This is a genomic window from uncultured Algimonas sp. (assembly GCF_947498175.1).
Classification (GTDB): Bacteria; Pseudomonadota; Alphaproteobacteria; order Caulobacterales; family Maricaulaceae; genus Litorimonas.
Genome location: NZ_CANMJB010000002.1, coordinates 216,973 through 239,129 on the forward strand (window position 1 = coordinate 216,973; position 22,157 = coordinate 239,129).

At 66.1% G+C, this 22,157-nt stretch carries 25 protein-coding genes; 9 read left to right on the forward strand and 16 right to left on the reverse strand.

Going from position 1 to position 22,157, the window contains the following annotated elements; all coding sequences use genetic code 11:
- Nucleotides 1-28 precede the first annotated feature (28 nt).
- Nucleotides 29-598, forward strand: a complete 570-nt coding sequence (locus tag Q0718_RS03495) for a DUF3035 domain-containing protein (protein WP_298913493.1) — start codon at nucleotides 29-31, stop codon at nucleotides 596-598.
- Nucleotides 599-663: 65 nt separating this feature from the next.
- Nucleotides 664-2,514 (forward strand): DNA mismatch repair endonuclease MutL, encoded by a 1,851-nt coding sequence (mutL, locus tag Q0718_RS03500; RefSeq protein ID WP_298913496.1) that lies wholly within the window; start codon nucleotides 664-666, stop codon nucleotides 2,512-2,514.
- Here mutL and Q0718_RS03505 read toward each other — a convergent pair.
- The 5 genes from Q0718_RS03505 to Q0718_RS03525 all read right to left on the reverse strand — a co-directional run bounded on the left by Q0718_RS03505 (nucleotide 2,511) and on the right by Q0718_RS03525 (nucleotide 6,491).
- Nucleotides 2,511-3,173: a Fic family protein gene (locus Q0718_RS03505; RefSeq protein ID WP_298913500.1), complete on the reverse strand. Its 663-nt coding sequence runs from the start codon at nucleotides 3,171-3,173 to the stop codon at nucleotides 2,511-2,513. The two genes, mutL and Q0718_RS03505, sit on opposite strands and share 4 nt — an antisense overlap.
- Before the next feature lie 18 nt (nucleotides 3,174-3,191).
- Nucleotides 3,192-3,368, reverse strand: a complete 177-nt coding sequence (locus Q0718_RS03510) for a hypothetical protein (RefSeq protein ID WP_298913503.1) — start codon at nucleotides 3,366-3,368, stop codon at nucleotides 3,192-3,194.
- Between the two features lie 355 nt (nucleotides 3,369-3,723).
- The gene (gene rsmD, locus Q0718_RS03515; RefSeq protein WP_298913506.1) at nucleotides 3,724-4,278 is read right to left on the reverse strand and encodes a 16S rRNA (guanine(966)-N(2))-methyltransferase RsmD; all 555 of its coding nucleotides are present in this window, start codon (nucleotides 4,276-4,278) and stop codon (nucleotides 3,724-3,726) included.
- Between the two features lie 93 nt (nucleotides 4,279-4,371).
- Nucleotides 4,372-5,298, reverse strand: a complete 927-nt coding sequence (locus Q0718_RS03520; RefSeq protein ID WP_298913509.1) for a pseudouridine synthase — start codon at nucleotides 5,296-5,298, stop codon at nucleotides 4,372-4,374.
- Nucleotides 5,295-6,491, reverse strand: coding sequence for a cytochrome P450 (locus Q0718_RS03525; protein WP_298913512.1), 1,197 nt, complete (start codon nucleotides 6,489-6,491; stop codon nucleotides 5,295-5,297). The genes Q0718_RS03520 and Q0718_RS03525 overlap by 4 nt, the downstream gene beginning before the upstream one ends.
- Before the next feature lie 54 nt (nucleotides 6,492-6,545).
- On the opposite strand from Q0718_RS03525, the gene tadA reads away from it, so the two are divergent.
- Both tadA and Q0718_RS03535 read left to right on the forward strand, forming a co-directional pair.
- Nucleotides 6,546-7,001, forward strand: coding sequence for a tRNA adenosine(34) deaminase TadA (tadA, locus tag Q0718_RS03530; protein WP_366523818.1), 456 nt, complete (start codon nucleotides 6,546-6,548; stop codon nucleotides 6,999-7,001).
- Nucleotides 6,998-7,987 (forward strand): DMT family transporter, encoded by a 990-nt coding sequence (locus Q0718_RS03535; protein ID WP_298913518.1) that lies wholly within the window; start codon nucleotides 6,998-7,000, stop codon nucleotides 7,985-7,987. The genes tadA and Q0718_RS03535 overlap by 4 nt, the downstream gene beginning before the upstream one ends.
- On the opposite strand, the gene Q0718_RS03540 is transcribed toward Q0718_RS03535, so the two are convergent.
- From Q0718_RS03540 to folE, 5 genes are all read right to left on the reverse strand, one after another.
- Entirely contained in the window at nucleotides 7,942-8,697 is a 756-nt protein-coding gene (locus tag Q0718_RS03540; protein WP_298913521.1) for a sulfite exporter TauE/SafE family protein, read from the reverse strand. The two genes, Q0718_RS03535 and Q0718_RS03540, sit on opposite strands and share 46 nt — an antisense overlap.
- Before the next feature lie 166 nt (nucleotides 8,698-8,863).
- Nucleotides 8,864-10,153, reverse strand: coding sequence for an amidohydrolase family protein (locus Q0718_RS03545; RefSeq protein ID WP_298913524.1), 1,290 nt, complete (start codon nucleotides 10,151-10,153; stop codon nucleotides 8,864-8,866).
- 111 nt (nucleotides 10,154-10,264) lie between these two features.
- Nucleotides 10,265-11,539 carry a phosphoribosylamine--glycine ligase gene (gene purD, locus Q0718_RS03550; protein ID WP_298913527.1) on the reverse strand — a complete coding sequence of 425 codons (1,275 nt, stop codon included), beginning with the start codon at nucleotides 11,537-11,539 and terminating at the stop codon, nucleotides 10,265-10,267.
- 101 nt (nucleotides 11,540-11,640) lie between these two features.
- Nucleotides 11,641-12,129 (reverse strand): DNA starvation/stationary phase protection protein Dps, encoded by a 489-nt coding sequence (dps, locus tag Q0718_RS03555; RefSeq protein ID WP_298913530.1) that lies wholly within the window; start codon nucleotides 12,127-12,129, stop codon nucleotides 11,641-11,643.
- A 515-nt stretch (nucleotides 12,130-12,644) separates the two neighbouring features.
- The gene (gene folE / locus Q0718_RS03560; protein WP_366523819.1) at nucleotides 12,645-13,274 is read right to left on the reverse strand and encodes a GTP cyclohydrolase I FolE; all 630 of its coding nucleotides are present in this window, start codon (nucleotides 13,272-13,274) and stop codon (nucleotides 12,645-12,647) included.
- Nucleotides 13,275-13,519: 245 nt separating this feature from the next.
- On the opposite strand from folE, the gene Q0718_RS03565 reads away from it, so the two are divergent.
- The gene (locus Q0718_RS03565; RefSeq protein WP_298913536.1) at nucleotides 13,520-14,011 is read left to right on the forward strand and encodes a hypothetical protein; all 492 of its coding nucleotides are present in this window, start codon (nucleotides 13,520-13,522) and stop codon (nucleotides 14,009-14,011) included.
- Between the two features lie 84 nt (nucleotides 14,012-14,095).
- On the opposite strand, the gene Q0718_RS03570 is transcribed toward Q0718_RS03565, so the two are convergent.
- Both Q0718_RS03570 and Q0718_RS03575 read right to left on the reverse strand, forming a co-directional pair.
- Complete coding sequence (locus Q0718_RS03570; protein ID WP_298913539.1) at nucleotides 14,096-14,680, reverse strand: hypothetical protein; 585 nt, start codon at nucleotides 14,678-14,680, stop codon at nucleotides 14,096-14,098.
- Between the two features lie 4 nt (nucleotides 14,681-14,684).
- On the reverse strand, nucleotides 14,685-15,473 hold the full coding sequence (locus Q0718_RS03575) for a hypothetical protein (RefSeq protein ID WP_298913541.1): 789 nt from the start codon (nucleotides 15,471-15,473) through the stop codon (nucleotides 14,685-14,687).
- A 26-nt stretch (nucleotides 15,474-15,499) separates the two neighbouring features.
- Here Q0718_RS03575 and cysS point away from each other — a divergent pair, with 26 nt between their 5' ends.
- Entirely contained in the window at nucleotides 15,500-17,095 is a 1,596-nt protein-coding gene (cysS, locus tag Q0718_RS03580; RefSeq protein ID WP_298913544.1) for a cysteine--tRNA ligase, read from the forward strand.
- 261 nt (nucleotides 17,096-17,356) lie between these two features.
- Here the strand turns inward: cysS and Q0718_RS03585 are convergent, their stop codons facing one another.
- Nucleotides 17,357-17,818 (reverse strand): hypothetical protein, encoded by a 462-nt coding sequence (locus tag Q0718_RS03585; protein WP_298913547.1) that lies wholly within the window; start codon nucleotides 17,816-17,818, stop codon nucleotides 17,357-17,359.
- A gap of 46 nt (nucleotides 17,819-17,864) precedes the next feature.
- On the opposite strand from Q0718_RS03585, the gene gloB reads away from it, so the two are divergent.
- Together gloB and Q0718_RS03595 are read left to right on the forward strand one after the other, a co-directional pair.
- Nucleotides 17,865-18,593, forward strand: a complete 729-nt coding sequence (gloB, locus tag Q0718_RS03590) for a hydroxyacylglutathione hydrolase (protein ID WP_298913550.1) — start codon at nucleotides 17,865-17,867, stop codon at nucleotides 18,591-18,593.
- 85 nt (nucleotides 18,594-18,678) lie between these two features.
- Nucleotides 18,679-18,978 carry a GIY-YIG nuclease family protein gene (locus Q0718_RS03595; RefSeq protein ID WP_298913553.1) on the forward strand — a complete coding sequence of 100 codons (300 nt, stop codon included), beginning with the start codon at nucleotides 18,679-18,681 and terminating at the stop codon, nucleotides 18,976-18,978.
- Nucleotides 18,979-19,347: 369 nt separating this feature from the next.
- Here the strand turns inward: Q0718_RS03595 and rplS are convergent, their stop codons facing one another.
- Nucleotides 19,348-19,743, reverse strand: coding sequence for a 50S ribosomal protein L19 (gene rplS / locus Q0718_RS03600; protein WP_298913556.1), 396 nt, complete (start codon nucleotides 19,741-19,743; stop codon nucleotides 19,348-19,350).
- A complete protein-coding gene (trmD, locus tag Q0718_RS03605) occupies nucleotides 19,730-20,479 on the reverse strand; it encodes a tRNA (guanosine(37)-N1)-methyltransferase TrmD (protein ID WP_298913559.1) in 750 nt (249 codons plus the stop codon). The genes rplS and trmD overlap by 14 nt, the downstream gene beginning before the upstream one ends.
- A gap of 330 nt (nucleotides 20,480-20,809) precedes the next feature.
- On the opposite strand from trmD, the gene Q0718_RS03610 reads away from it, so the two are divergent.
- The gene (locus tag Q0718_RS03610) at nucleotides 20,810-21,280 is read left to right on the forward strand and encodes a hypothetical protein (protein WP_298913562.1); all 471 of its coding nucleotides are present in this window, start codon (nucleotides 20,810-20,812) and stop codon (nucleotides 21,278-21,280) included.
- Between the two features lie 219 nt (nucleotides 21,281-21,499).
- Here the strand turns inward: Q0718_RS03610 and Q0718_RS03615 are convergent, their stop codons facing one another.
- Nucleotides 21,500-22,147 carry a ribonuclease HII gene (locus Q0718_RS03615; protein ID WP_298913565.1) on the reverse strand — a complete coding sequence of 216 codons (648 nt, stop codon included), beginning with the start codon at nucleotides 22,145-22,147 and terminating at the stop codon, nucleotides 21,500-21,502.
- Nucleotides 22,148-22,157 lie beyond the last annotated feature (10 nt).

The following is a 22,157-nucleotide window of genomic DNA, read 5'->3' on the forward strand; positions in this document are numbered from 1 at the left end:
ACCGGGATCAAAGCAACGGAACACCTTCATGCCGACTTTTCCCAACGCTTCCCGTCTGAAAGCCTGCACCCCGTCCCTGACTGCGGTTCTGGCCGCGGGCCTGATGCTGTCGGGTTGCGCGTCCGCCTCGCGCACGCTCGGCCTGACCAAGGAAGCGCCCAACGAGTTCAACATCCTGACCAATGCGCCGCTGATCGTGCCGCCGGAGTACAATCTGCGCCCGCCCGCCCCGGGCGCGAGCTCGCTGGACGATAATTACTCGCAAGCCAGCGCGCGCGAAGCGCTGATCGGCGACATCGACGCGGCCGAGCCGAGCCAGGGCGAGATCATGCTGCTGACCCGTGCCGGGGCCGCCCGCGCCGACCAGGAAATCCGCCTGAAGATCGACGGTCAGAACTCGGTGGAACGCAAATCCGATTCGCTGACCAACCGCATCCTGTTCTGGCGCGACGGCCAGCAGTTCGACGGCGACGGCAATCCCGTTCCGCTCGATGCGGACGGCGAGCGACGCCGCCTGGAATCCGTGCGCAACGTCACGGGCGGCGGCGAAGTCACGGTCACGCGCCGTCCGCCCCGCGCCAAGCTGCCGGGGCTCTAGCCATTCGCAGCCTGGGCATGCCTCCCCACTGGTGCGCGCCCGTCTCCTGACCTAGGGTCGCGCTCGTGACCTCCCGCCCATCCATCCGGAAACTGCCCGCCCAGACCGTCAACCGCATCGCGGCGGGCGAGGTGGTGGAACGCCCGGCGTCGGTCATCAAGGAGCTGGTCGAGAACGCCATCGACGCGGGCGCGGGCCAGATCGACATCCGCTACGAGGATGGCGGCCGGACCCTCATCGTCGTGACCGATGACGGCCACGGCATGGGCGCGGACGACATTCCCGTCGCGCTGGAGCGCTACGCCACGTCCAAGCTCAGACCGACCGACGCGGGCGAGTGGGACTTGCTGAACATCGCCAGCTTGGGCTTTCGCGGCGAGGCGCTGCCGTCGATCGCGTCCGTCTCCCGCCTGACCCTGATGAGCCAGACGGCGGACGCCGACGAGGCGGCCGAGATCAAGGTCGATGCGGGCGCGGCGTCCCGCGTGCGTCCCGCGCCGCGCCAGGGCCTGCCGGGCACGCGCATCGAGGTGCGCGACCTGTTCCACGCCACGCCGGCGCGGCTGAAATTCCTCAAGTCCGAGCGGTCCGAAACACTGGCCATTTCCGACATCGTCAAGCGCCTCGCCATGGCCAATCCGGGCGTCGGCTTCACGTCCGGCACTCAGGCACGGACCTCGCTGAAGCTGGTCGGACGAACCCACGACGATGACGGGCGGCTGGCGCGTCTGGCTGATGTGCTGGGGCGGGCGTTCGGCGAAAACGCCGTGCCCGTGGACCAGACGCGCGACGAGATCCGCCTGTCCGGTTTCGCGGGTCTGCCGACCTTCTCGCGCGGCAACACCCAGCACCAGTTCCTGTTCGTCAACGGCCGGCCCGTGCGCGACCGGCTGCTGCTCGGCGCGATCCGGGGCGCCTACCAGGACTTTCTCGCCCGCGACCGCCACCCGGTCGCCGCGCTCTATCTCGACGTTCCGCCCGAAATGGTGGACGTCAACGTCCATCCGGCCAAGACCGAAGTGCGCTTCCGCGCCCCCGGCGTCGTGCGCGGCCTGATCGTCTCGGCCCTGCGTCATGCCCTGGCCGAAGCGGGCCACCGCGCCAGCACGACCGTGTCGGATTACGCGCTCGGCAAGATACAGGCGGGGCAGGGACAATATGCCTATCAGCGCGACTACCGCGCTCAGCCCCACGCCGCGCCGCCGCCGGACATGCAGCGGCTGCTGGACGGGCAGAGCGCCAAGGTCGAGGCCCATGACCCGCTCCAAGGCTATGACGCGCCACCCGCCTTCGATCCTGAAACCGGCGAAATCGCCCCGCCGCCGCAGACCTCCGACCATCCGCTTGGCCTCGCCCGCGCGCAATTGCACGAAACCTACGTCGTGGCGCAGACGGCGGACGGCATCGTCATCGTCGATCAGCACGCCGCTCACGAACGGCTGGTCTACGAGGACATGAAGCGCGCCATGGCCGGGCAGGGCGTGACGCGCCAGGCGCTGCTGATCCCCGACATCGTGGAGCTTGGCGAGAGCGACGCCGCGCGCGTCCTTGCCCGCGCCGATGAGTTCGCCGAGATGGGCCTGATCCTCGAACCCTTCGGCACCGGCGCCGTGCTGGTCCGCGAAACCCCGGCGTTGCTGGGCAAGGTGGACGCGGGCGCGCTGCTGCGCGACCTCGCCGACGACCTCGCGGAATATGACGAGGCGCTGAGCCTGAAGGAACGGTTCGAGCACGTCTGCGGCACCATGGCCTGCCACGGCAGCGTCCGCGCCGGGCGAAGGCTCAACAGTCAGGAAATGAACGCCCTGCTACGCCAGATGGAAGCCACGCCCCATAGTGGCCAATGCAACCACGGCCGCCCGACCTATGTCGAGCTGAAGCTGGCGGACATAGAGCGGCTGTTCGGGCGGCGTTAGGGGGCGGGCTTATTCTTGGCTCTATTCAAAGCGCTGAGCAATTGCTCGGCGAGCAAGGCTTCGAACAGGTTCGACATTGCAGCCACATCGATGTCGCCTGTGGCCTCGAGCGCTGCATCGGCAGCTTCCAGGGCCTCATAATAGGGTGTCTTGTTCCGTTCGATCAGTTCGGGAATGGTCGTCGTTCCCGATAGCCGTTCCCTAGCCGCGACGTTCAGGACGAGATAGGAAAGCGCCCGAGCCGTTCTGCCGTTTCCATCGGTGAAGGGATGGATCCAGCACATGCGCCAAAGTACGTAGGCTCCCAGTTCGATCGGACTCCAGTTTTGCCAATTGTCGTTGACGGTGTCGCACATCTCTTCGACCAGTTCCGGCACCAAGGCGGCCTCTGGCGGAACATGACGGCTTTTCGTGATCTTCACGGGTCCGGGCCGGAAGGCTCCGGCGAAGGCTTCCAGCCCATCTACGGCCAGACGGTGCAAAGCGAGGATCGTGGATAGGCGCAACCTGTACGCGCCGCCGCGTTCCAGTTCTGTTTCGATCTCTGCTAGGGTCGCTTCCCACTGGCGGAAGCCGTTTTCGACCTCGCGGCGGGCAATCTCCGAGTCATCGTCGAGCAGTTTCGGCGCTTCGGCCTGTGATGACCGATCGTCACCCATGGTGAAAAATTCCGAGAGCTAGGAGGCGCGATCCGCCATATCTTCGGCGATTTCGTCCACCATGTCACGCGTGATGTGCGAGTTCTCGATGCGCGTATTGCCGTAAACGAAACTGCGACGTTGCGCCTCCGCATCGGCAGGAGACATTTCTAGCTTCGACGCGGCGGCCATCAGGTCTGTCAGGGCTTGGCTCATCTGTCTTGTCCTCATGCCTTGCATATGCCGCTCCTCTCTTAACAGGAGCCTATCGTGCCGGATCCGGATTCGTCAAAGCGAATCTGGATCGTCATGCGAGTGCAAATTCTCGTGACAGGCGAACAACGCCGCCGCCCTATGGGCGTTGCGTGGAATGCGGCCTGTGCGACAGTCTGACTCAGATGAAGAGGGGCGTGTCCTCGTCCTCGTCCGAAGCCGGTTGTTCGGCCCGGAGCTGGCGCTCGGCCAGCATCAGCAGGGTCGCCTGTTCGATCAGATCGTTCATCGTTCAGCCCTCCTTGTCGTCGAAGCTATCACGCAAACGCAACAAACTCCTTAACGGGCCTGCGACATTTTATATCTGTTGAAGGAACAGCACCCGCGAGGCGCCCCAGACCTTGTCGGCGCGGACTATCCAGCCGCGCGGCAGGATGTCCGTCTCCGCGCTTTCCTCCAGTATGATGACGGCGTCCTCGGAGAGGTAGGGCGGCAGGCGGCGCAGCACGGGCGCCCACAATCCCTTGCCGTAGGGCGGATCCATGAAGACGTGGGTGAACGGCGCCGGACGATTGGCCGGGGCGAGCTTGAGGCGGGTCGCGTCGAACCGGTGCAGGCGCGCCTCGTCGCCCAGGCCGAAATGGTCGATGTTCCGGCGGATCGCTTTGAGCGCGTCGGGATGGCGTTCCACGAAGACGCAGAAGGCCGCCCCGCGGCTGATCGCTTCCAGGCCCAGCGCGCCGGATCCCGCGAAGATGTCCAGCACGTGCGCGCCGTCCAAGGGCGGCGCCCAATCGGCATGGTCGAGGATGTTGAAGATGGACTCGCGCGTCTGGTCGGACGTGGGGCGCGTATTGCGCCCGTCGGGCGTGGCGATGGTGCGCCCGCGATGGGTGCCGGAAACGATCCTCATTTCAACAAGGTCCGTCCCCGGCACCTGTTGCCGGGGCCAATGAAATGCCAGGGCCAATGAATGCCGGAGACGAGATCGGGTTGGAGCGGGGACTCATTTTCGGCGCCTCGGTGGTCCTTTCTTCCGCCCGCCTTGCGCCTTCTTCGGGGGCGGGCGTTTCGCGTTCTGCGCCGCGGCGTCCTTGGCGGCCGCCTGTTTGCGCGCGCCGGGCTGGGCATCCGTCTTCGCCTTCTTGCTGGCATGCGTCCCGCGCTTGGGCGGCCTGCGCTTGTGCCGGTCCTGCTCGCGCGGAATGTCGACCAGGTGGCCGACCTGGTCGCGCATCTGCTTGCGCCCGACTTCCTCGACCGCGCCGCGTTGCAAGGTCAGCAACTGGAACGGGCCGTAGCTTGTGCGGATGAGGCGGTTGACCTTGAGGTCGAGCGTTTCCAGCGCGCGGCGCACCTCCCGGTTCTTGCCTTCGCGGATCATCACCTCGATCCAGACATTGTCGCCTTTTTCGCTCTCCAGCGTGGCCTCGATCGGCCCCGTCCGGCGGCCGTCGATCTCGATGCCCTCTTTCAGCCCGTCCAGTTTTTCCTGGGTGGTCTTGCCATAGGCGCGGGCGCGGTAGCGGCGGCTCCAGCCCGTGCTGGGCAGTTCCAGCTGGCGGGCCAATTCGCCGTCATTGGTCAGCAGCAGCAAGCCTTCGCTGGTCAGGTCGAGCCGACCGACACTGATCACGCGCGGCAGGGTTTCGGGCAGGGCGTCGAACACGGTCTTGCGGTCGCGCTCGTCGCTATGGGTCGTCACCAGGCCCGGCGGCTTGTGATAGCGCCACAGGCGCGGCGGTTCCTTGGCGGCGAGGGGCTGGCCGTCCACCTCGATCGCGTCCCGGGCCGTGACGGTGAAGGCGGGCGTGTCGAGCCGCTTGCCGTTGACGCTGATCCGGCCCGCCTCGATCATGCGCTCGGCCTCGCGGCGGGACGCGACCCCGGCCCGGGCGAGGCGCTTGGCGATGCGTTCGCGGTCGTCGGTCATGCGGCCAGCCTGACGGGCAGGGACTTCAGGGCGCGGTGGCCGGCACGCTCATGATAGGCGGGCCGGTCGTCCGTCAGGCGCAGGTCCGGAAAGCGGGCATAGAGGCGCTGCAGCGCCACGCGCAGTTCCAGCCGCGCGAGCTGGTTGCCGAGACAGAAATGCGGGCCCGCCCCGAACCCCAGATGCGGGTTGGGCAGGCGGTCCAGGACCAGTCTTTTGGGGGCGTCGAACATGGCCGGGTCATAGTTGGCCGCGATCGGCAAGGCCATGACCAATGCGCCCGCGGGCACGGTGATTCCCTGCACGACGGCCTCGCGCGCGGCGAAGCGCGGTTTCGATCCGGCGACGGCGCTGACATGGCGGACCAGTTCCTCGATCCCGCGCGGATGGGGATCGGCCAGCCAAGCCGCCTTGGCGGCCGGATTGCGTTCCAAGGCCAAGACGCTGCCGGAGATCAGGTTGGTTGTGGTCTCGAACCCGGCGAACATCAGCAGGAACACCATGGAGACCAGCTCGGCCTCGCCCAGCGGGTCGTCGTCCGACAACAGGTCGCGCAGCAGGCCGTCGCGGGGCGTCTTCCGCGCCTCCCCCACCATGGCGCGCACGAAACGCACGAACCCGCCCGTGCCGAGGACGGAAGACAGGGTCCGCATCGGGGTGGACGTATCGGCGAAACCGGCGGCGCGGGCGACGAAGGCGTCGCGCCGCGCGGCCCCCACACCCAGCAGGTCCGCGATGACGTCCGCGGGGAAAGGGCGGGCATAGTCGGCGACCAGGTCGATCTCGCGCCGCTCCGCCAATGGACCGAGCAACCGGTCGGCCCAGGCCGCAACCCTGGGCTCCAGCGCTTCGATCCCGCGCTTGGCGAACGCCCGGTCCACCTTGCCCCGCAAGCGTCTATGGGCGTCGCCGTCGCGTCCCAGCATGTTGTCGGCCAGCAGCCGCACGCTGCGCGGCATCCACCATTGCAGCCCGGCGGGCCGTTTTCCGGCCTTGGTCATGCGGAAATCCTCGTCGCGTTTCAGCACGTCCTTGGTCGCCGCGTGGGTCGTCGTCACCCAGGCCCGGCCGATGAGGGGCAGCCGGATCCGAACCAGCGGGCCTTGGGCCTGCAGGGCGAGCACACCGGCGGCGGGATCGCGCAGAAACACCTGGCTCGCAATGTCGGGCGTGGCGATCTGCTTTGCAGCCATGGCGGTTGACCTGCGCCAAGCCCGGCGCGATGGCAAGCCATGACGGGTCGAGCCATGACGGACGAGGAGGGGATGCGGCGCGCGCTGGGGCTCGCCGAAGCCGCCGCCGCGGCCGGCGAAGTGCCGGTCGGCGCGGTGATCGTGGACGCGGACGGCCTCGTCGTGGCCGAAGCCGCCAACGCGCCGATCCGGCTCAGCGATCCGACCGCCCATGCCGAGGTGCTGGCGATCCGCGCGGCCTGCGAGGCCGCCGGAAACTACCGCCTGCCGGGCCACACGCTCTACGTCACGCTGGAACCCTGCACCATGTGCGCCTCCGCCATCGCCCATGCCCGCATCGCGCGGCTGGTCTACGGGGCGTCCGATCCGAAAGGCGGGGCGGTGGAGAGCGGCGTGCGGTTCTTCGAACAGCCCACATGCCACCACCGGCCGGACGTGGTGTCGGGGCTGGAGGCGGAGCGGGCGGGTGATCAGTTGCGGAATTTCTTCCGGGCGCGGCGACGCTCGTGAAGTCGTCCTTTCGCGAAGTGCAAGGCGCGGCGGCGCTGAACGGGAGCGACCCGCGCCTCGACGGGGCCGGTATCGCGCTGGGCATGATCGGCGCGGTGCTGTTCTCCATGAAGGCGATCCTGGTGAAGATGGCCTACGACGTCGTGCCGGACCTGCCCGCCGTGACGCTGATGGTGCTGCGCATGGGGTTGTCTTTGCCGGCCTATGTGCTGATCCTGCTGATCGCGCGCCGGGCCGGGGAAGGGCGGATCGGGACGAGGGAAACCCTGGCCGCGATGGCGGCGGGCGTGCTCGCCTATTACGTCTGCACTTTCCTCGATTTCCAGGGGCTGAAATACATCACGGCGCAGCTGGAGCGATTGCTGCTGTTCACCTATCCGGCCTTCGTCGTGATCTTCGGGGCGCTCTTCTTCGGCGGGCGGATCACGCGGGCGGGGCTGGCGTCGGTCGTGCTGGCCTATGGCGGGTTGGCCGTCGTGTTCCTGCGCGGGGACATCACGCAATCGGACAATCTCTGGCTCGGCGCCGGGCTGATCCTGCTCTGCGCGGCGCTGTTCGCCCTGTTCCAGCTGATCGCCAAGGGGTTCATCGACCGGATCGGGGCCCGGGTCTTCACCTGTCTGGCAATGATCGGCGCGGCGACGGCCTTGTTCCTCCACTTCTTCGTGTCCAGCGGCGGTCCGGCGGGCATGGTCGCCGCCTTGCGGCTGCCGCGCGAAATGTGGGTCATCGCCGCCGCCTTGGCGGTCTTCTGCACGCTGGTTCCCAGCTTCTTCATCAATATCGCCATCGGGCGGATCGGGGCGCAGGCGGTGGCGATCCTCGGCATGGTCGGGCCGCTGGCGACCATCGTCGCGGCGATCGTGGTGCTGGGCGAGCCGTTCGGTCTCTGGGATGGGATCGGCACGGCGATCACCCTGCTCGGGATCGGACTTTACACTTATAGCAGCGCCAGATCCAAGAGAGAGAGACCGCGCCAGACATAGACCGCGCCGATCCCGGTGACCAGCCAGCGCGTATAGCGTTTGAACCCCATATCCGAAAACCGCCGCAGCAACCGCGTGCCGACATAGGTTCCTGCGATGGAGACCGGCACGGCGGCGACGAAGAACCAGAGCGGCGGCAGGCCGGACAGCCCGGCGCTCTTGGCCAGCGGCACGCCGAAATAGACGATCTTGACCAGATGCGACGCGAACATGGTCACGGCCTTGGTCGCGACGATCTGCTGCCGGGTGAGCCGCGTCTTGACGTAGAAGAAGTCCAGCGCCGGACCGGCCACGCCCGCGCTCAGGTTCAGCCCCATCACCATCGCGCCGCACAGCACCGCATGGCCCGGTTTCTCCGCATCGCCCGCCAGCCAGCCGCGCGGCAGCCACAGCAGGAGCGGCAGCAGTCCGAGCGCGAGATAGAGCTGCGCTTTCGAGGGCAGGAAGGCCACCGCCAGCATCAGTCCGGCCGCCGGGACCGCGCCGACCGCCGTCCAGCCGAGGATGTCCCAGCGCACGTCGCCGCGCAGCATCCAGGCGCGCGACGAATTGGAAACGGACTGCACCGCCCCGTGCACCACCATGGCTTCGGCCACGCCGAGAAAGACGGCGATGACCCCCATGAACACCAGCCCGCCCGCCATGCCGAACAGGCCGGAGATGACGGCCGTGAAGAAGGCGGCGGCGAGAATGAGGGCGAAGGGGTTCACGTTGGAAAAAAAGACAGCATAGTCAACAATATCCGCTCATCCCGACGAAAGTCGGGATCCAGGTCGGAGGTCAGGGACGGGATCAAGCCTGGGGCAAAGGACGCGCTTGCGCGGTCCTGTTTGCCAGGACGAGCGGAAAGGAACGTAAGGGAAGGGAAGGGCCGCACTACTTCTCGTGCTTGTAGACCACCCCGCCCTTCATGACGAAATCCACGTCCATGAGGGCCGCCACGTCTTTCAGCGGGTCCTCGTCCACGGCGATGATGTCGGCATGCTTGCCGGGCTCCAGGCTGCCGATCATGTCGTCCATGCGGATATGCCTGGCGGCGACCGTGGTGGCGCTCTGGATCGCTTCCATCGGGCTCATCCCGGCGGCGACCATGTATTGGAATTCCTTGGCGTTGTCGCCGTGGGCGGACACGCCGGAGTCGGTGCCGAACGCGATGGTCACGCCGTTGCGCCAGGCCAGCGTGGCCATGTCCTGCATGGCCGGGCCGACGGCGCGCGCCTTGGCGACCTGGAAGGGCGACAGGAACGTGTCGGGATCGGCCGCCCATTCGGCGACCGTCATCCCGGCCAGCACGGTCGGGACCAGCACGGCGTCGTTGTCGCGGAACAGGCGCGCCGTCTCCTGGTCCATGAAGGAACCGTGTTCGATCGAATCCACGCCCGCGCGCAGGGCCGCGTCGATGCCGCCCTTGTCGTGGGCGTGGGCCGTGACCTTGCGGCCCATCGTGGCGGCGGTCTGGACGATGGCGTCCAGCTCGTCATCCATCAGCTGCTGGCCGGTGCCGGCATTGGTGTTGGACAGCACCCCGCCGGTGGCCGTGATCTTGATGACGTCGGCGCCGTTCTTGACGGCCTGGCGCACGGCGCGGCGGCAATCGGACACGCCGTCGCAGATGGTCGGCGAGCGGAACATGTGCAGCACGTCGCCGCGATAGCCGTGGAAATCGCCGTGCCCGCCCGTCGCGCTGATCGCGCCGCCGGACGCCCGGATATGCGGCCCCGGGACGAGGCCTTTGTCGATGGCCCGGCGCAGGGCGAAGATTTCCGGCGGCCCGCCCACATCCTGCACGGCGGTGAAGCCCGCCATCAGCGTGGTGCGCGCATGGGCGGCGGCCTGCAACGCCACGTCGCCCGCTTCCAGCTTCACGACGTCGTCGGGTTTGCCGGTCGCCCTGTCGCCGCGCAGATGGACATGGCTGTCGATCAGGCCGGGCAGGACGGTCATGTCCTTGAGGTCCACCACGTCCGCGCCGCGTTCGGTGATGAAGCCGTCCGCGATGCGTTCGACCTTGCCGTCGCGCACGACCACGGTCTTGTTGCGCAACGGCGTCTCGCCCGGCACGGCGATCAGCGTTCCGGCGTGGATGAGGGTGTGGTCCGTATCGTCCGCCGTGGCCGACAAGGGCAGGGCCAGCAAGGCGGCGGTCGCGAGTAGCAGTTTTTTCATGATGTCTCTCCCTGTCCGGAAAGTGACGCAAACGCTCGGGGAGGTCCAGAGCGTTATGGCCGGAACTCCGTGCAGGATGGACCGCTCGACTCCTCCACCCCCGGCATTCGCCTAAAGCGCCCGGTGCGCGATGTCCGTGCGGTACTGCATGTCCGGCCAGTCGATATCGTCTTCGATCGCGCGGTAGGCCAGATCGACCGCGTCCTTGAGCGTCTCGCCCGACGCGGTCACGTTCAGCACGCGCCCGCCATTGGCTTTCAGCTTGCCGCAATTGCGTCCGCGCCGCGTTCCGGCGTGGAAGACGACCACGCCGTCGCGCGCGTTCGCGGCCTCAACGCCCTCGATGACCGTGCCTTTGTCGTAGGACCCCGGATAGCCCTGGGCGGCCAGCACGACGTTGACGACCGGGTCGGTCAGCCAGCGCGGCGGCTCGGCGGTGGACAGCTCGCCGGCTTGGGCGGCGAGCATCAGCTCCAGCAGGTCGCTTTGCATCCGGCGCATCACGACCTGGCATTCCGGATCGCCGAAGCGGACATTGTATTCGATCAGCTTCGGGCCTTCCTCCGTGACCATCAGCCCGGCGAACAATATGCCGGTGAAGGGGCGTCCATCCGCCGCCATGCCGAGCAGGGTCGGCTGGATGATGCGCGCCATCGTCTGCTCGAACACCTCGTCCGTGAAGACCGGCGCGGGGCTGTAGGCGCCCATGCCGCCCGTATTCGGCCCTTCGTCGCCGTCGAAGGCGCGCTTATGGTCCTGCGCGGCGATCAGCGGCACGGCGGTGGTGCCGTCGCAGATCGCGAAGAAGCTCGCTTCCTGGCCGCGCATGAACTCTTCGATCAGCACGGTCGATGACGCCTCGCCGAACTTGCCGGAGAAGAAGGCGTCCAATTCGCGTTCCGCCTGGTCCAGCGTTTCCGGAATGACCACACCCTTGCCCGCCGCCAGCCCGTCGGCTTTCAGGACATAAGGCGGCTCCATCGTGCGCAAGTAAGCCTTGGCCTCGCCCGCGTCGGTGAACACGCCGTAGCGCGCCGTGGGAATGTCGTGGCGGTCGCACAGATCCTTGGTGAACGCCTTGGAGCTTTCCAGCTGGGCCGCCGCCTGGGTCGGCCCGAACGCCCGGATGCCGCGCAGGGCGAGTTCGTCCACCAGCCCCAGCGCCAGCGGCTGTTCCGGCCCGACCACGACCAGATCGTACCGACCGCGCTGCGCCAGCGCGACGATGCCCATCACGTCGTCGGCGGGCACGTCCGCGATGTTGGCGATCTCCGCGATGCCCGCATTGCCCGGGGCGACGGTCACGTCCGAGACGCGCTCGCTTTGCGCCAGTTTCCAGGCCAGCGCATGTTCGCGGCCGCCCGATCCGATGAGAAGAATTTTCATGGCGCCGCCCTTAGCCGGGCCGTCCGGCAGGGGCCAGAGGAAAGAAAAAGGCCGCCCCGAAGGGCGGCCGGGTCGGTCTTGGATCGACGCTTGTTGTTCTGTTATTTCCGTTCGGCATGGGCGCCGACGAACCAGGCGTCCTTGTCCACGGTGCGGCTGATTTCGGTGAACAGGTCGGCCGTGTCTTCGTCACCGGCTTCGCTGGCCTTTTCCATGGAATCGCGCATCAAAGCGCCGAAGGCCATCAGGCGGTCCATCAGGGCTTCGACATGTTTGCCCTGCCAGGTGATGTCTCCGGGATAGGGCTCGACGCTCGATCCGTCCGCGACCTGTTCGAGCGTGCCATGCGTATGGCCGCCCAGAATAATGCAGCGCTCGGCCAGCATGTCGGCGGCGTCGCCCATGCGGTGTCCGACCTCGTCCATCAGCTCGTGCAGCCCGATGAAGCTCGGACCCTTCAAGGTCCAGTGCGCCTGCTTGATGGCCAGGCCGAGCGTGATCGCGTCGGTCAGCGCCTTGTTGAGCAGGTCGATGGAGGTTTTGCGCGTCTCCGCATCCAGACGCGAAACGTAAGGAGTGTGAGTGGTCATTCGGTGTCTCTCTTGGTGTCAGGTTTCTGTTCGGGCGACGGTAGCGGCGATCTCCCGCTAGGGTCGACCTATCTACGCGGCACACCCGTCATGTGTTTCAGGACTTATCCGGCCAGCGGGTTGGAGACGCCAGAACTTAGGTGCGCGGGCGCCCCCTTCGAAAAAAGTCCTAACCGTAATTAACCAAACTTTACCGAATCGTCGCATGGACGAAACATGCCCGACACGGGGGCGTTGTCGGGAGGAACCCGCCGGAATCACTCCGGCGCCACATGTGAGGGCCTATGCGCTGCGCCTACGGGCAACATGCCTTTCGACCGCCAACCCGGAATGCCGGAGGATTGCGAGGGAGGATGGCCAAGCTGCGCCGGGCCTGTTCGCGCAATTCCGACAGGCAGAGGGCCTATTGCCGACCGTGAGTGAATGAGGGCCGCCCGTGGGGCGGTCTTTTTCGTTCGTGCGCTTGCAGCCGTTTCACGCAGGAAGCGGCAAAGCCTTTTTCCGACTGCGCGTCCCTACTTCCCGGCGACCCGCAGGAACCGGTCCTGCAAAGCGGGGTTCGTCTTGAATTCGCCCGTGAACTGCGTGGTGATGGTGGACACGTCGGGATGGTGCACGCCGCGCGTGGTCATGCATTGATGCGCCGCGTCGATCATCACGGCGACGCCGCGCGGGCGTAGCGCGCCCTCGATCGCGTCGGCGATCTGAGCGGTCATGGTCTCCTGCGTCTGCAGGCGCTTGGCGTAGGCATCGACGACCTTGACCAGCTTGGAAATGCCGACCACCTTGTCCGTCGGCAGGTAGGCGACCCAGGCCTTGCCGAGGAACGGTGCGATATGGTGTTCGCAGTGGCTCTCCACGTCGATGTCGCGCAGCACGACCATGTCCTCGTAGCCCGATACGTCCTCGAAGGTGCGCGACAGCAATTCGGCCGGGTCTTCGTCATAACCCCGGAACCACTCCTTGTAGGCATTGACGACGCGCTTGGGCGTGTCGCGCAGGCCTTCGCGGTCCGGGTCGTCCCCGGCCCAGGCGATCAGCGTGCGCACCGCCTCCATCGCCGCTTCGGGCGTGGGGCGTTCGGCGGCGGGAACGGGTTTGAGGGTCGCAGCCTGCTTGGCCGGATGGATCGAAGGATGGGTCATGGCGGGCATATAGGGGGTGCCCCGCATCCGCGTAAGGGCGAAATACCGCCGGTCGGCCATGCGCTCGCCGCGACGATGGGCGTTCGAAGGGCGGGAGCGCGATAGGGTTTTTCGGAACATGTGCCGCCCGGTTCCGTTGATCGGATACGGAAATGACGGGCTTTCGGTCGCATGTGAATGCGCGAAAAAAGCGCGTCGTCCCGACCACGAACCGATATTCGCGTATCCATATTCAAGGACCGACCATGACTTTTCTGAAAACCGCTCTCGCCAGCGCCGCCGCTTTGGCGCTCGCCGCCCCCGCATTCGCCGGCCCCGACCCGGTCAAGGTCGACCATGACGCCGAAGCCAAGATGATGCAGTCGGATAGCGTCGCGGAAAGAAAGGCCAGGATGAAGGCCGAGATGGACGCCCGGGTTCGGGCCGAAATGGGCATCAAAGCCAACATGAAGGACGGGATGCATCCGTCCAAGGTCAACGATACGGTCGGCGAGATCCTGCAAGCCGACGGAGAGCCGAGCATGCAGTCCGACGACGACATCATCGTCATGGACGATACGGTCGACGAAGCCATTTTCCGCGCCGCCGACGATGACGGCATGATCGCCGACAATGCCATCGTCGTTCCGGGATCGAACGACACACTGTCCACCGTCACCTGCCCGGCGGGCACGACGGCCCAGCCCGACATGACCTGCATGATCACCGGCGACTACACCCCCGACTTGACGAACTAGACGATCCCGAAACTCCCATTCGACCCTTAAAGGGGAGGAGTGGAGGCCCCTGGCACTTCGGTGCTGGGGGTTTTTTCGTTTTCGCTACCGGCAATCGACCGGCGCGGTGGCCACGCGCCAGCGCTCGATCTCGTCCGCGCTCAACCAGTGCATCTCGTCCGTCCCGGCCGCCTGGGTGCGGAAATCGTAGAAGTCCGGGTCGATGCCCATGTCGGACAGGAAGCCGCGCGAATGGCGACGGTGAGTGTCCCAGACCGCGTCCTGCGCGTCGAACCCGGCCCCGCCCCAGGCATGGACGCCGACCATCGCGCCGCAGGCGACGATGCGCTCCGTTCCGGCCAGGAACAGATCGACCGCCCCCGACGCGATGCGCGAATCAGGCCGCAACTCCGTGTTCAGCCCGGCGCGGCGGATGTCGCGCGCCAGCCGGTAGTTCGACGTCACGTCGCGCGTGCCGGGCATGTCCACGAAGACCAGCGTATCGACGTCCGGGTGATCGCGCCGCAACCGGTCCACCACGCCCTGCGACCGGCCGTCCGTGAACCCGTAGCCATAGGCGCGCTCGCCCTCGACCTCGAAACGCAGCAGGTCCGGATTGGGCCGCTGCGTCAGCAGGGCGATAAACAGCACGACGATCACGCCGCCCAGGGCCAGCCAGTCCCAGCGCATGTCGCTAATCCCACCCGGGCAGGAAGCCGAACCAGTCCGCCGGTTCGCACGCCCCGTCCGTCAGCAGGCCGAACCGTTCCAGATCGTCGCGCGACAGGAAATAGAGCGTGCTGTGCGGCGCGGCGTCGCGCGCGAACGCATAGAAGTCCGGATCCACGTCCAGCGAGGCGTGGAAGCGCTCCATCCGGTCCTGGATCGGATCGTGGCCCAGCGTGCGCGGACTCTCGCCGTGCTGGTTCTGCCAGCTATGCACGCCCAGCCGCGCGCCGCACTCCATCGTGCGTTCCCGCCCGGCCAGGAACAGGTCCACCCCGCCCGACGCGATGAAGCTGGTGGACTCCAGATGGGTGTTGAGGCCGCGGGCGCGGATCATCTGCGCGATGCGGGTATTCTCGCCCAGATGGGTCGTGCCGGGCACGTGTTTTAGAACGATCGTTTCCAGCTGCGGGTTTTCGTCCAGCTGGCGGCGCACATCGGCGAAGCTGTGGTGATCCGTGCCGCCGTAGGCGTAGGCGATGGTGTCCTCGACCACCAGGTTGAAACGCGCATCCGGGTCGGGCCGGGGCTGCACCGCCTCCCACATGAAGATGACCGCGATCAGCAGGCCGATCAGCAGCCCGACCGGTGAGCGCTTGCGGCGCGGCATCGGCTCGGTCCAGCTGTCCGTCCAGTCGTCGGCGTCACGGCGGGCATGGAGGGTCTGCACGGGGCGTGGACGGCCGGAATGGCGGCGCGGACTGTGTCCGGGGCGGCCGTCCAGGCTGCGGGGGCGATCATCGGGGTTCCAACTCATACCGACCCCATATAGGGAGGGTCGCCATGTCAGACCAAGAGCACCCCTTGCGCCTCTACGACTCACTATCGCGTGATGTCCGCCCCTTCGTACCCCAGGACGCGTCGCGCGTGACGATGTATAATTGCGGGCCGACCGTCTATTCCTACGCCCATATCGGCAATGCCCGCGCCGCCGTCGTCGCCGACGTGCTGTTCCGCGTGCTGCGCCACATCTACGGCGAAGAGGCCGTCGTCTATGCGCGCAACATCACCGACGTGGACGACAAGATCATCGCCGCCGCAATAGAACAGGGCGTTCCGATCAGCGAGATCACGGAGAAATACGCCCGCATCTACAATGAAGACCTCGCCGCGCTGAACTGCCTGCCGCCGACGCACCAGCCCAAGGCGACGGAACACATCCAGCAGATGGCCGACCTGATCGTGACGCTGCTGGATAAAGAGGTCGCCTACGAAATGGACGGCCACGTCTATTTCGACGTGACGAAGGACGAGGATTACGGCGACCTTTCGGGCCGCCGGCTGGAGGACAATCTCGCCGGGGCGCGGGTCGAAGTGGCCAGCGTCAAGCGCAACCCGGCCGACTTCGTGCTGTGGAAGCCGGCCCGCGACGGCGAACCGGGCTGGAGCCAGCAGGAAAGCTCATCCAGCTACCGCGTCGATTGGCGCAATCACGCCAACAAGCCCTTCGCCAACGTGCCGGGCCGCCCCGGCTGGCACATCGAATGCTCCGCCATGATCCGCGAGGTGCTGGGCGAGACCATCGACATCCACTGCGGCGGCATCGACCTGAAATTCCCCCACCACGAGAACGAGATCGCGCAAAGCGAATGCGCGACCGGGGAAAAACTCGCCCACTGGTGGGTCCACAACGAATTCCTCAACATGTCCCGGCCCGACGGCAATAAAGAAAAAATGTCCAAGTCGCTGGGGAACGTGGTGCTAGTGCACGACCTGCTGAAGGACTGGGACGGGGAAGTGATCCGGCTGGCGCTGTTGAAGGCGCATTACCGGAATGAGCTGGTGTGGAGCGAGGATTTGTTGCGGGAGAGCAAGACGCAGTTGGATGGGTGGTATCGGGCTAAAATGCTAATTCATGAGGCCGCTTCGAATTCGGGTGTACAATTGAATGAATTTCATGACCCCATGGAGTTTGCAACCAAAACCAAAGTTTTGAGAAATAATGATGGGGAAATTTTGAATCCCGGAGAAATGGATAAAATCTACACGCAGTGGTCAACTACATTTCTCTTCGATGACCTGAATATGATCGGGTCTGCAATGCTGTTGGAACAGAAGTTACAAGGACTCCGGAAATTCTACTCTATTGACCGAAACTGGTCCTCAGATGAGGAGGCTTACAGCTTTATCAAAAGGGCAATTGGCCAAATCTTGTTTGTAAATGAGAATTTCGGCCTCCTCCAACGCGACCCAGAGGACTGGTTCCGCGGCAACGCCTCCACCGACGAAACCGCCGAGTTCGAAACGCTCGCCGCCGCTCGCCAAGCCGCTCGCCAAGCCAAGGACTGGGCGGAGGCCGACCGCATCCGGGACGAAGGCACGGCGCGGGGAATCGTGTTCGAGGACGGGCTAGACGGGACGACGTGGCGGAAAGCCTGAAAGGGCGCGCTGGCGCGCGGCTGATTTGGCTGTCCCTCCTTCGCGGCGACTCATTCTGTCCGCGGGGCATCGAGAGTGACCTACCGTCGCCGGTCCATCATTGAGACGTGCTGAAAGATCCCCTCTCGTCCTCATCCCGGACTTGATCCGGGGATCCATCACGGAACGCCGCCGCCAGCTCGACGGGCGGGAGATGGATCCCGGATCAAGTCCGGGATGAGGGATGTGGATAGGTCGCTCCGCGCGATAGCGCGTCGGTCCTTAATCCGGCGTCACGCAATCCCCGGCCAGAGCCACCGTGCCCAGCGGACAGGTGATCGGCACGTCCTTTTCCACCTGGCCGGGCTTTTCCAGACGCGGGGCGACGCCCATCGTGCGCTTGCGGTCCAGCTCCGCCAGATCGTCGTCGTCGATGTCGTTGAATTCGGTCGCTTCGCGGTTGGCCCGCTTCAGCAGGGCGGATTCCTCGCGGGCGGTCAGGTCGGGCGCCGGAGTGTAGCGGTCGGGACGGATGGCCGTCTCGTCCTGGTCCTCGAAGAAGTCGCGCAGCTCCTCTTCGGTCTCTTCCAGCTCTTCCATCACGGCGGCATTGTCGGTCTGCACGTCGAAAGTCGGGTCGGGCTCGACGATCTGGCCGTGCGCGGAACCGGCGAACAGCGCCAGGATCAGCGCGAGCGAGGAGGAGGTGAGGCGGGTCAGTTTCAGCATGGGAGTAGAACGCATGAGCGCGTCATTTGGTTCACGCGCCCGGCTCCGCTAGGGTCCGGCCATGGCCGATATCGACATCCACCTCTTCCCCTGCCTGAACGACAATTATGGCATCCTGGTGCATGACCGCGCCTCGGGCCGCACGGCCGTGATCGACACGCCCGACGGCGAGGAGATCGCGCGCCAGGCGGACGCCAAGGGCTGGCGGCCGACGGAGATCTGGAACACGCATTGGCATCCCGACCATACGGGCGGGAACATCCTGCTGAAGGAGCGCTACGGGCTGACCATCTACGGCCCTGGCCGGGTCGACGGGCGCATTCCGGGGATCGACGTGAAGCTGGGCGAGGGCGACAGGTTCGACTTCGGCGACCATCCGGTGCGCGTGATGGAAACGCCGGGCCATACGGAAGAACACATCGTCTTCCATCTGGAAGCCGCGACCGCCTGTTTCGTCGGCGACACGCTGTTCACGCTGGGCTGCGGGCGCCTGTTCGAAGGCACGCCGGAGCAGATGTGGGAGAGTTTCGGCAAGATCCTGGGCCTGCCGGAGGAGACGAAGCTCTACTGCGCGCACGAATACACGCTGAGCAATGCGCGGTTCGCCCAAAGCGTCGATGGCGGCCTGCCCGCGCTTGAAGAGGCGGTGGCGCGGTACGAGGCGATGCGCGAACGCGGCGAACCGACCGTGCCGACGACGGTCGCGGTGGAACGGGCGACGAACCCGTTCTGGCTGGCCGGCAGCGCGAAGGAGCTCGGCCGGCGGCGGGCGCTGAAGGACGCAATGTAAGGGAACGGTCTGCGCTTCGCGCGACATGGTTCTAGTCTTCTCACCCCGGACTTGACCCGGGGTCCATCACCCAACAATCGAAAGCATGGTCAAAGGCTATGTCTACATTCTCTGCAACCGCAAGAACGGCACGCTCTATGTTGGTGTGACCAAGGATATCTTTGCGCGATTGTCCGAACACAAGGCACAGGCCGACCCCGATAGTTTCACCGCGAAGTACGGCGTGACGCGTCTGGTCCATCTGGAAACCTACGACTTCGTCAGCGAGGCGATCGCGCGCGAGAAGCAGATCAAGAACTGGAAGCGCCAGTGGAAGATCGCGCTGATCGAAGAAGGCAATCCCGACTGGGAGGAAATCCGTCTGGATTGGCGCGACGTCAGGTGATGGACCCCGGGTCGAGCCCGGGGTGAGGGTGCTCGAGGGGTTTGGAGTGTGCGCTTCGCTCTTCGACTACAGTCCGCCATCCCGCAGCTCCCATCCACGTTCATCTTCGTTCCCAAAGGCACGGGGAAAGGGATTGCGTGTGAGGACGGGTCGGCGTGACGAAAGGCCCGAATTGCTTCCTTTCTCCCTCATCCCGGACTTGATCCGGGATCCATCTCCCAACGGTCAGGTCGGCCTAGAGGGTTCGTGATGGACCCCGGGTCAAGTCCGGGGTGAAGGAAACAGTAACCAGAAAACGCAAAAAAGCCCGCGCTACGCGCGGACCTTTCATTCGGGACCGACGCCTCGTCCGAGGCGCGCCGGGCTGCCTTATGTCTTCGCGCGGCCCTTTTCCATGCCGCGGCCGGTGGTGCGCTCGGCGATGCGGGCGGATTTGCCCCGGCGCTCGCGCAGGTAATAGAGCTTGGCGCGGCGGACGCGGCCGCGGCGCTTGACTTCGATTTCCTCGACCAGCGGGCTGTAGAGCGGGAAGACGCGCTCGACGCCCTCGCCATAGCTGATCTTGCGCAAGGTGAAGCTCTCATGCAGGCCGGCGCCCGACCGTGCGATGCAGACGCCTTCGAAGGCCTGCAGGCGGGTGCGGCTGCCTTCGGTGATGCGGACCTGCACGACCAGCGTGTCGCCGGCGGAGAAGTCGGGGATGGTCTTGCCCGACGACAGGAGGCGTTCGGTTTCGGCCTTTTCCAGCTTTTCAATCACGTTCATTGTCTTCACTCCGTAAGGGGCTTTCGCCCTTTCGTTCCAGATGCGCGTCCCACAGGTCGGGGCGGCGCGCCTTCGTAATCTCTTCCATCTGCGTCCGCCGCCAGCGATCCACGGCCCCGTGGTCGCCGGACGTCAGCACGGCCGGGATCGCCCGGCCTTCGAACTCGCGCGGACGGGTGTAGAGCGGATACTCCAGCAAGCCGTCCTCGAAACTCTCATCGAGCGCGCTTTCGCTGTTGCCCAGAACCCCGGGCAGCAGACGCACGCACGCCTCGATCATGGCCTGTGCGGCGACTTCGCCCCCCGCGAGCACGAAATCGCCGATGGAGACTTCCTCCATGCCGCGCGATTCGATGACGCGTTGGTCGAGGCCTTCGAACCGTCCGCAAAAGCAAACAAGACCCGGCCCGGATGCGAGCTGCCGCACGCGGTCTTGCGTGAGCGGCCGGCCCCGGGGGGTCATGTACAATAGCGGGCGGTCGTCACGGACCACGCTGTCGATGGCCTTGGCGGAGATATCGGGCTTCAGGACCAGTCCCGCGCCGCCCCCCGCCGGAGGGCCGTCGACAGTGCGGTGCCTATTAACGGCAAAGTCGCGAATATCAACCGTTTCCAGCTGCCAGAGTCCGTTTTGTTCAGCTGTGCCGATGACGGACGTTCCCAGCACGCCCGGAAAGGCGTCGGGGTAGAGGCTCAGCACGGTGGCGCGCCACGTTATTTTCGCCGCATCGGTCATGGGAGGGGCGCTGTAGGCGCAACGCGACGTGGAGGGAAGAGTGGGAAGGGCGAAGCGGGACCAAACGGGGGAGGGAAGTCGGGCTTCGCCCTTCCGGGATGTGGGCGGCCTCGGAAGAAGGGGAGGAACCGGGCCGCTCGCGACGGCTCTTAGCGCAAATCCGCATCCTGTCCCATGACATCTTGGTCACGGCTTCGTCAGATGGATTGCCATGTCGTTAACATCCTCCGGAGCGTGTGGACGCAGGGGCGGATGTTAAGGCCCGGTTAACCCTGATCGGCGATTGACGCAGCCATGCGCGCCCCGGCGGTCCTGATAGCGTGGACGGCGATGTCCCTGGTTGCCTTGTCCTTGGTTCCCTTGGCGGGTTGCGCGTCCGGTCCGGCCGCGACCCCTGCGGCCTTCCAGCCCCGGCCCGCTCAAGCCCAAGGGCAGTATGTCCGCCCGGACTGGCTGCGCCCCGCCGCGACCCCGCGCATCCCGGCGGCCGACCCCTGCCGCTCGCAACTCTACGCCGCCTTGCTGGGCGTCAATGAGGGCGCGATCTACATTCCCGGCCTGCCGGGCCGCAAGCGCATCATCCGCCCGGCCGTGTTCGAAGGGCCGGACAACGACTTCCTGAACGGCGAGATGATGTCCGAAACCTATGTGCAGGTGCAGACCTACCAGGCCGGGCAACAGCTCTACGCCCCGTCCATCGGCACCATCACCGACCGCATCACGATCGGCCCGGAGGATACGGACCGGCTGACCCTGACGCTCGACCGGGACGGTTACGTGCAGGAGGTGAGCTGCGGGTGAAGGGCTGCGCTTTCCCCGGGGATCGGACGGCTGCCAAAAAAGGAATCCGTTTTCTTTCCTCATCCCGGGCTTGACCCGGGATCCATCGCCGAACCGATAAGGTCGGTCCGGCCCTAGCGTGATGGTCCCCGGGTCAAGCTCGGGGTGAGGGGAAAGAGACCCGAGCTTCGGGACGTGCCGCTTTCCGTTTCCCCCTCGCCTCTTCTATCCTCGCCTCTTCTATACAGGCTGCCAAGCGCCCCTCACCGGCCCGAAACTCCGCCGGTGCACCGCGCACGGTCCCAGCCGGATCAGCGCTTCGCGGTGCGCCTGGGTGGGGTAGCCCTTGTGACGCGCGAAGCCGTAGCCCGGCCAGCGCCGGTCCGCCTCGACCATCAGCCGGTCGCGCGCGACCTTGGCGGCGATGGACGCCGCTGCGATGGCCAGGCTGCGCGCGTCGCCCTTGACCACCGCTTCGCCGGGGCATGTCAGGCCGGGCGGCAAGCGGTTTCCATCGATCAGGGCGTAGTCGGCCTGCAGGGCGCCGACGGCCCGGCGCATTCCGGCCAGACTGGCCCAGAGGATGTTCATCGCGTCGATTTCGACCGGTTCGATAACCGCGATTGCGATTTCGGCGCGCGATTCCAGCGCGTTCAGGAGTCGTTCACGGCGCGTGGGCGACAAGGCCTTGCTGTCGTTCAGACCTTCCGGGACGGACGCCGCATCCAGGATGACCGCCGCGCAGACCACTGGCCCCGCCAGCGGCCCGCGACCGGCCTCGTCCACGCCGCAAATGCGCGAAAACCCTTTCGCGCGGGCGGCGTCCTGGTGCGCGTGGTCCGGCTGGGTCGGGATGGGCGGCCTCGAGATCCGGCACGGACCCTGCACATGATTTCCA

Excerpts from the sequence above, each read along its gene's own strand:
- dps (WP_298913530.1), bottom strand. The coding sequence starts at position 12,129 with ATGACCACTCACACTCCTTACGTTTCGCGTCTGGATGCGGAGACGCGC.
- Q0718_RS03570 (WP_298913539.1), bottom strand. The coding sequence starts at position 14,680 with ATGCGCTGGGACTGGCTGGCCCTGGGCGGCGTGATCGTCGTGCTGTTT.
- folE (WP_366523819.1), bottom strand. The coding sequence starts at position 13,274 with ATGACCCATCCTTCGATCCATCCGGCCAAGCAGGCTGCGACCCTCAAA.
- Q0718_RS03585 (WP_298913547.1), bottom strand. The coding sequence starts at position 17,818 with ATGCGTTCTACTCCCATGCTGAAACTGACCCGCCTCACCTCCTCCTCG.
- Q0718_RS03565 (WP_298913536.1), top strand. The coding sequence starts at position 13,520 with ATGACTTTTCTGAAAACCGCTCTCGCCAGCGCCGCCGCTTTGGCGCTC.
- Q0718_RS03610 (WP_298913562.1), top strand. The coding sequence starts at position 20,810 with ATGTCCCTGGTTGCCTTGTCCTTGGTTCCCTTGGCGGGTTGCGCGTCC.
- Q0718_RS03495 (WP_298913493.1), top strand. The coding sequence starts at position 29 with ATGCCGACTTTTCCCAACGCTTCCCGTCTGAAAGCCTGCACCCCGTCC.
- rplS (WP_298913556.1), bottom strand. The coding sequence starts at position 19,743 with ATGAACGTGATTGAAAAGCTGGAAAAGGCCGAAACCGAACGCCTCCTG.
- Q0718_RS03505 (WP_298913500.1), bottom strand. The coding sequence starts at position 3,173 with ATGGGTGACGATCGGTCATCACAGGCCGAAGCGCCGAAACTGCTCGAC.
- tadA (WP_366523818.1), top strand. The coding sequence starts at position 6,546 with ATGACGGACGAGGAGGGGATGCGGCGCGCGCTGGGGCTCGCCGAAGCC.
- Q0718_RS03575 (WP_298913541.1), bottom strand. The coding sequence starts at position 15,473 with ATGAGTTGGAACCCCGATGATCGCCCCCGCAGCCTGGACGGCCGCCCC.
- purD (WP_298913527.1), bottom strand. The coding sequence starts at position 11,539 with ATGAAAATTCTTCTCATCGGATCGGGCGGCCGCGAACATGCGCTGGCC.
- Q0718_RS03525 (WP_298913512.1), bottom strand. The coding sequence starts at position 6,491 with ATGGCTGCAAAGCAGATCGCCACGCCCGACATTGCGAGCCAGGTGTTT.
- Q0718_RS03520 (WP_298913509.1), bottom strand. The coding sequence starts at position 5,298 with ATGACCGACGACCGCGAACGCATCGCCAAGCGCCTCGCCCGGGCCGGG.
- cysS (WP_298913544.1), top strand. The coding sequence starts at position 15,500 with ATGTCAGACCAAGAGCACCCCTTGCGCCTCTACGACTCACTATCGCGT.
- trmD (WP_298913559.1), bottom strand. The coding sequence starts at position 20,479 with ATGACCGATGCGGCGAAAATAACGTGGCGCGCCACCGTGCTGAGCCTC.
- Q0718_RS03595 (WP_298913553.1), top strand. The coding sequence starts at position 18,679 with ATGGTCAAAGGCTATGTCTACATTCTCTGCAACCGCAAGAACGGCACG.
- Q0718_RS03510 (WP_298913503.1), bottom strand. The coding sequence starts at position 3,368 with ATGAGCCAAGCCCTGACAGACCTGATGGCCGCCGCGTCGAAGCTAGAA.
- Q0718_RS03545 (WP_298913524.1), bottom strand. The coding sequence starts at position 10,153 with ATGAAAAAACTGCTACTCGCGACCGCCGCCTTGCTGGCCCTGCCCTTG.
- rsmD (WP_298913506.1), bottom strand. The coding sequence starts at position 4,278 with ATGAGGATCGTTTCCGGCACCCATCGCGGGCGCACCATCGCCACGCCC.
- gloB (WP_298913550.1), top strand. The coding sequence starts at position 17,865 with ATGGCCGATATCGACATCCACCTCTTCCCCTGCCTGAACGACAATTAT.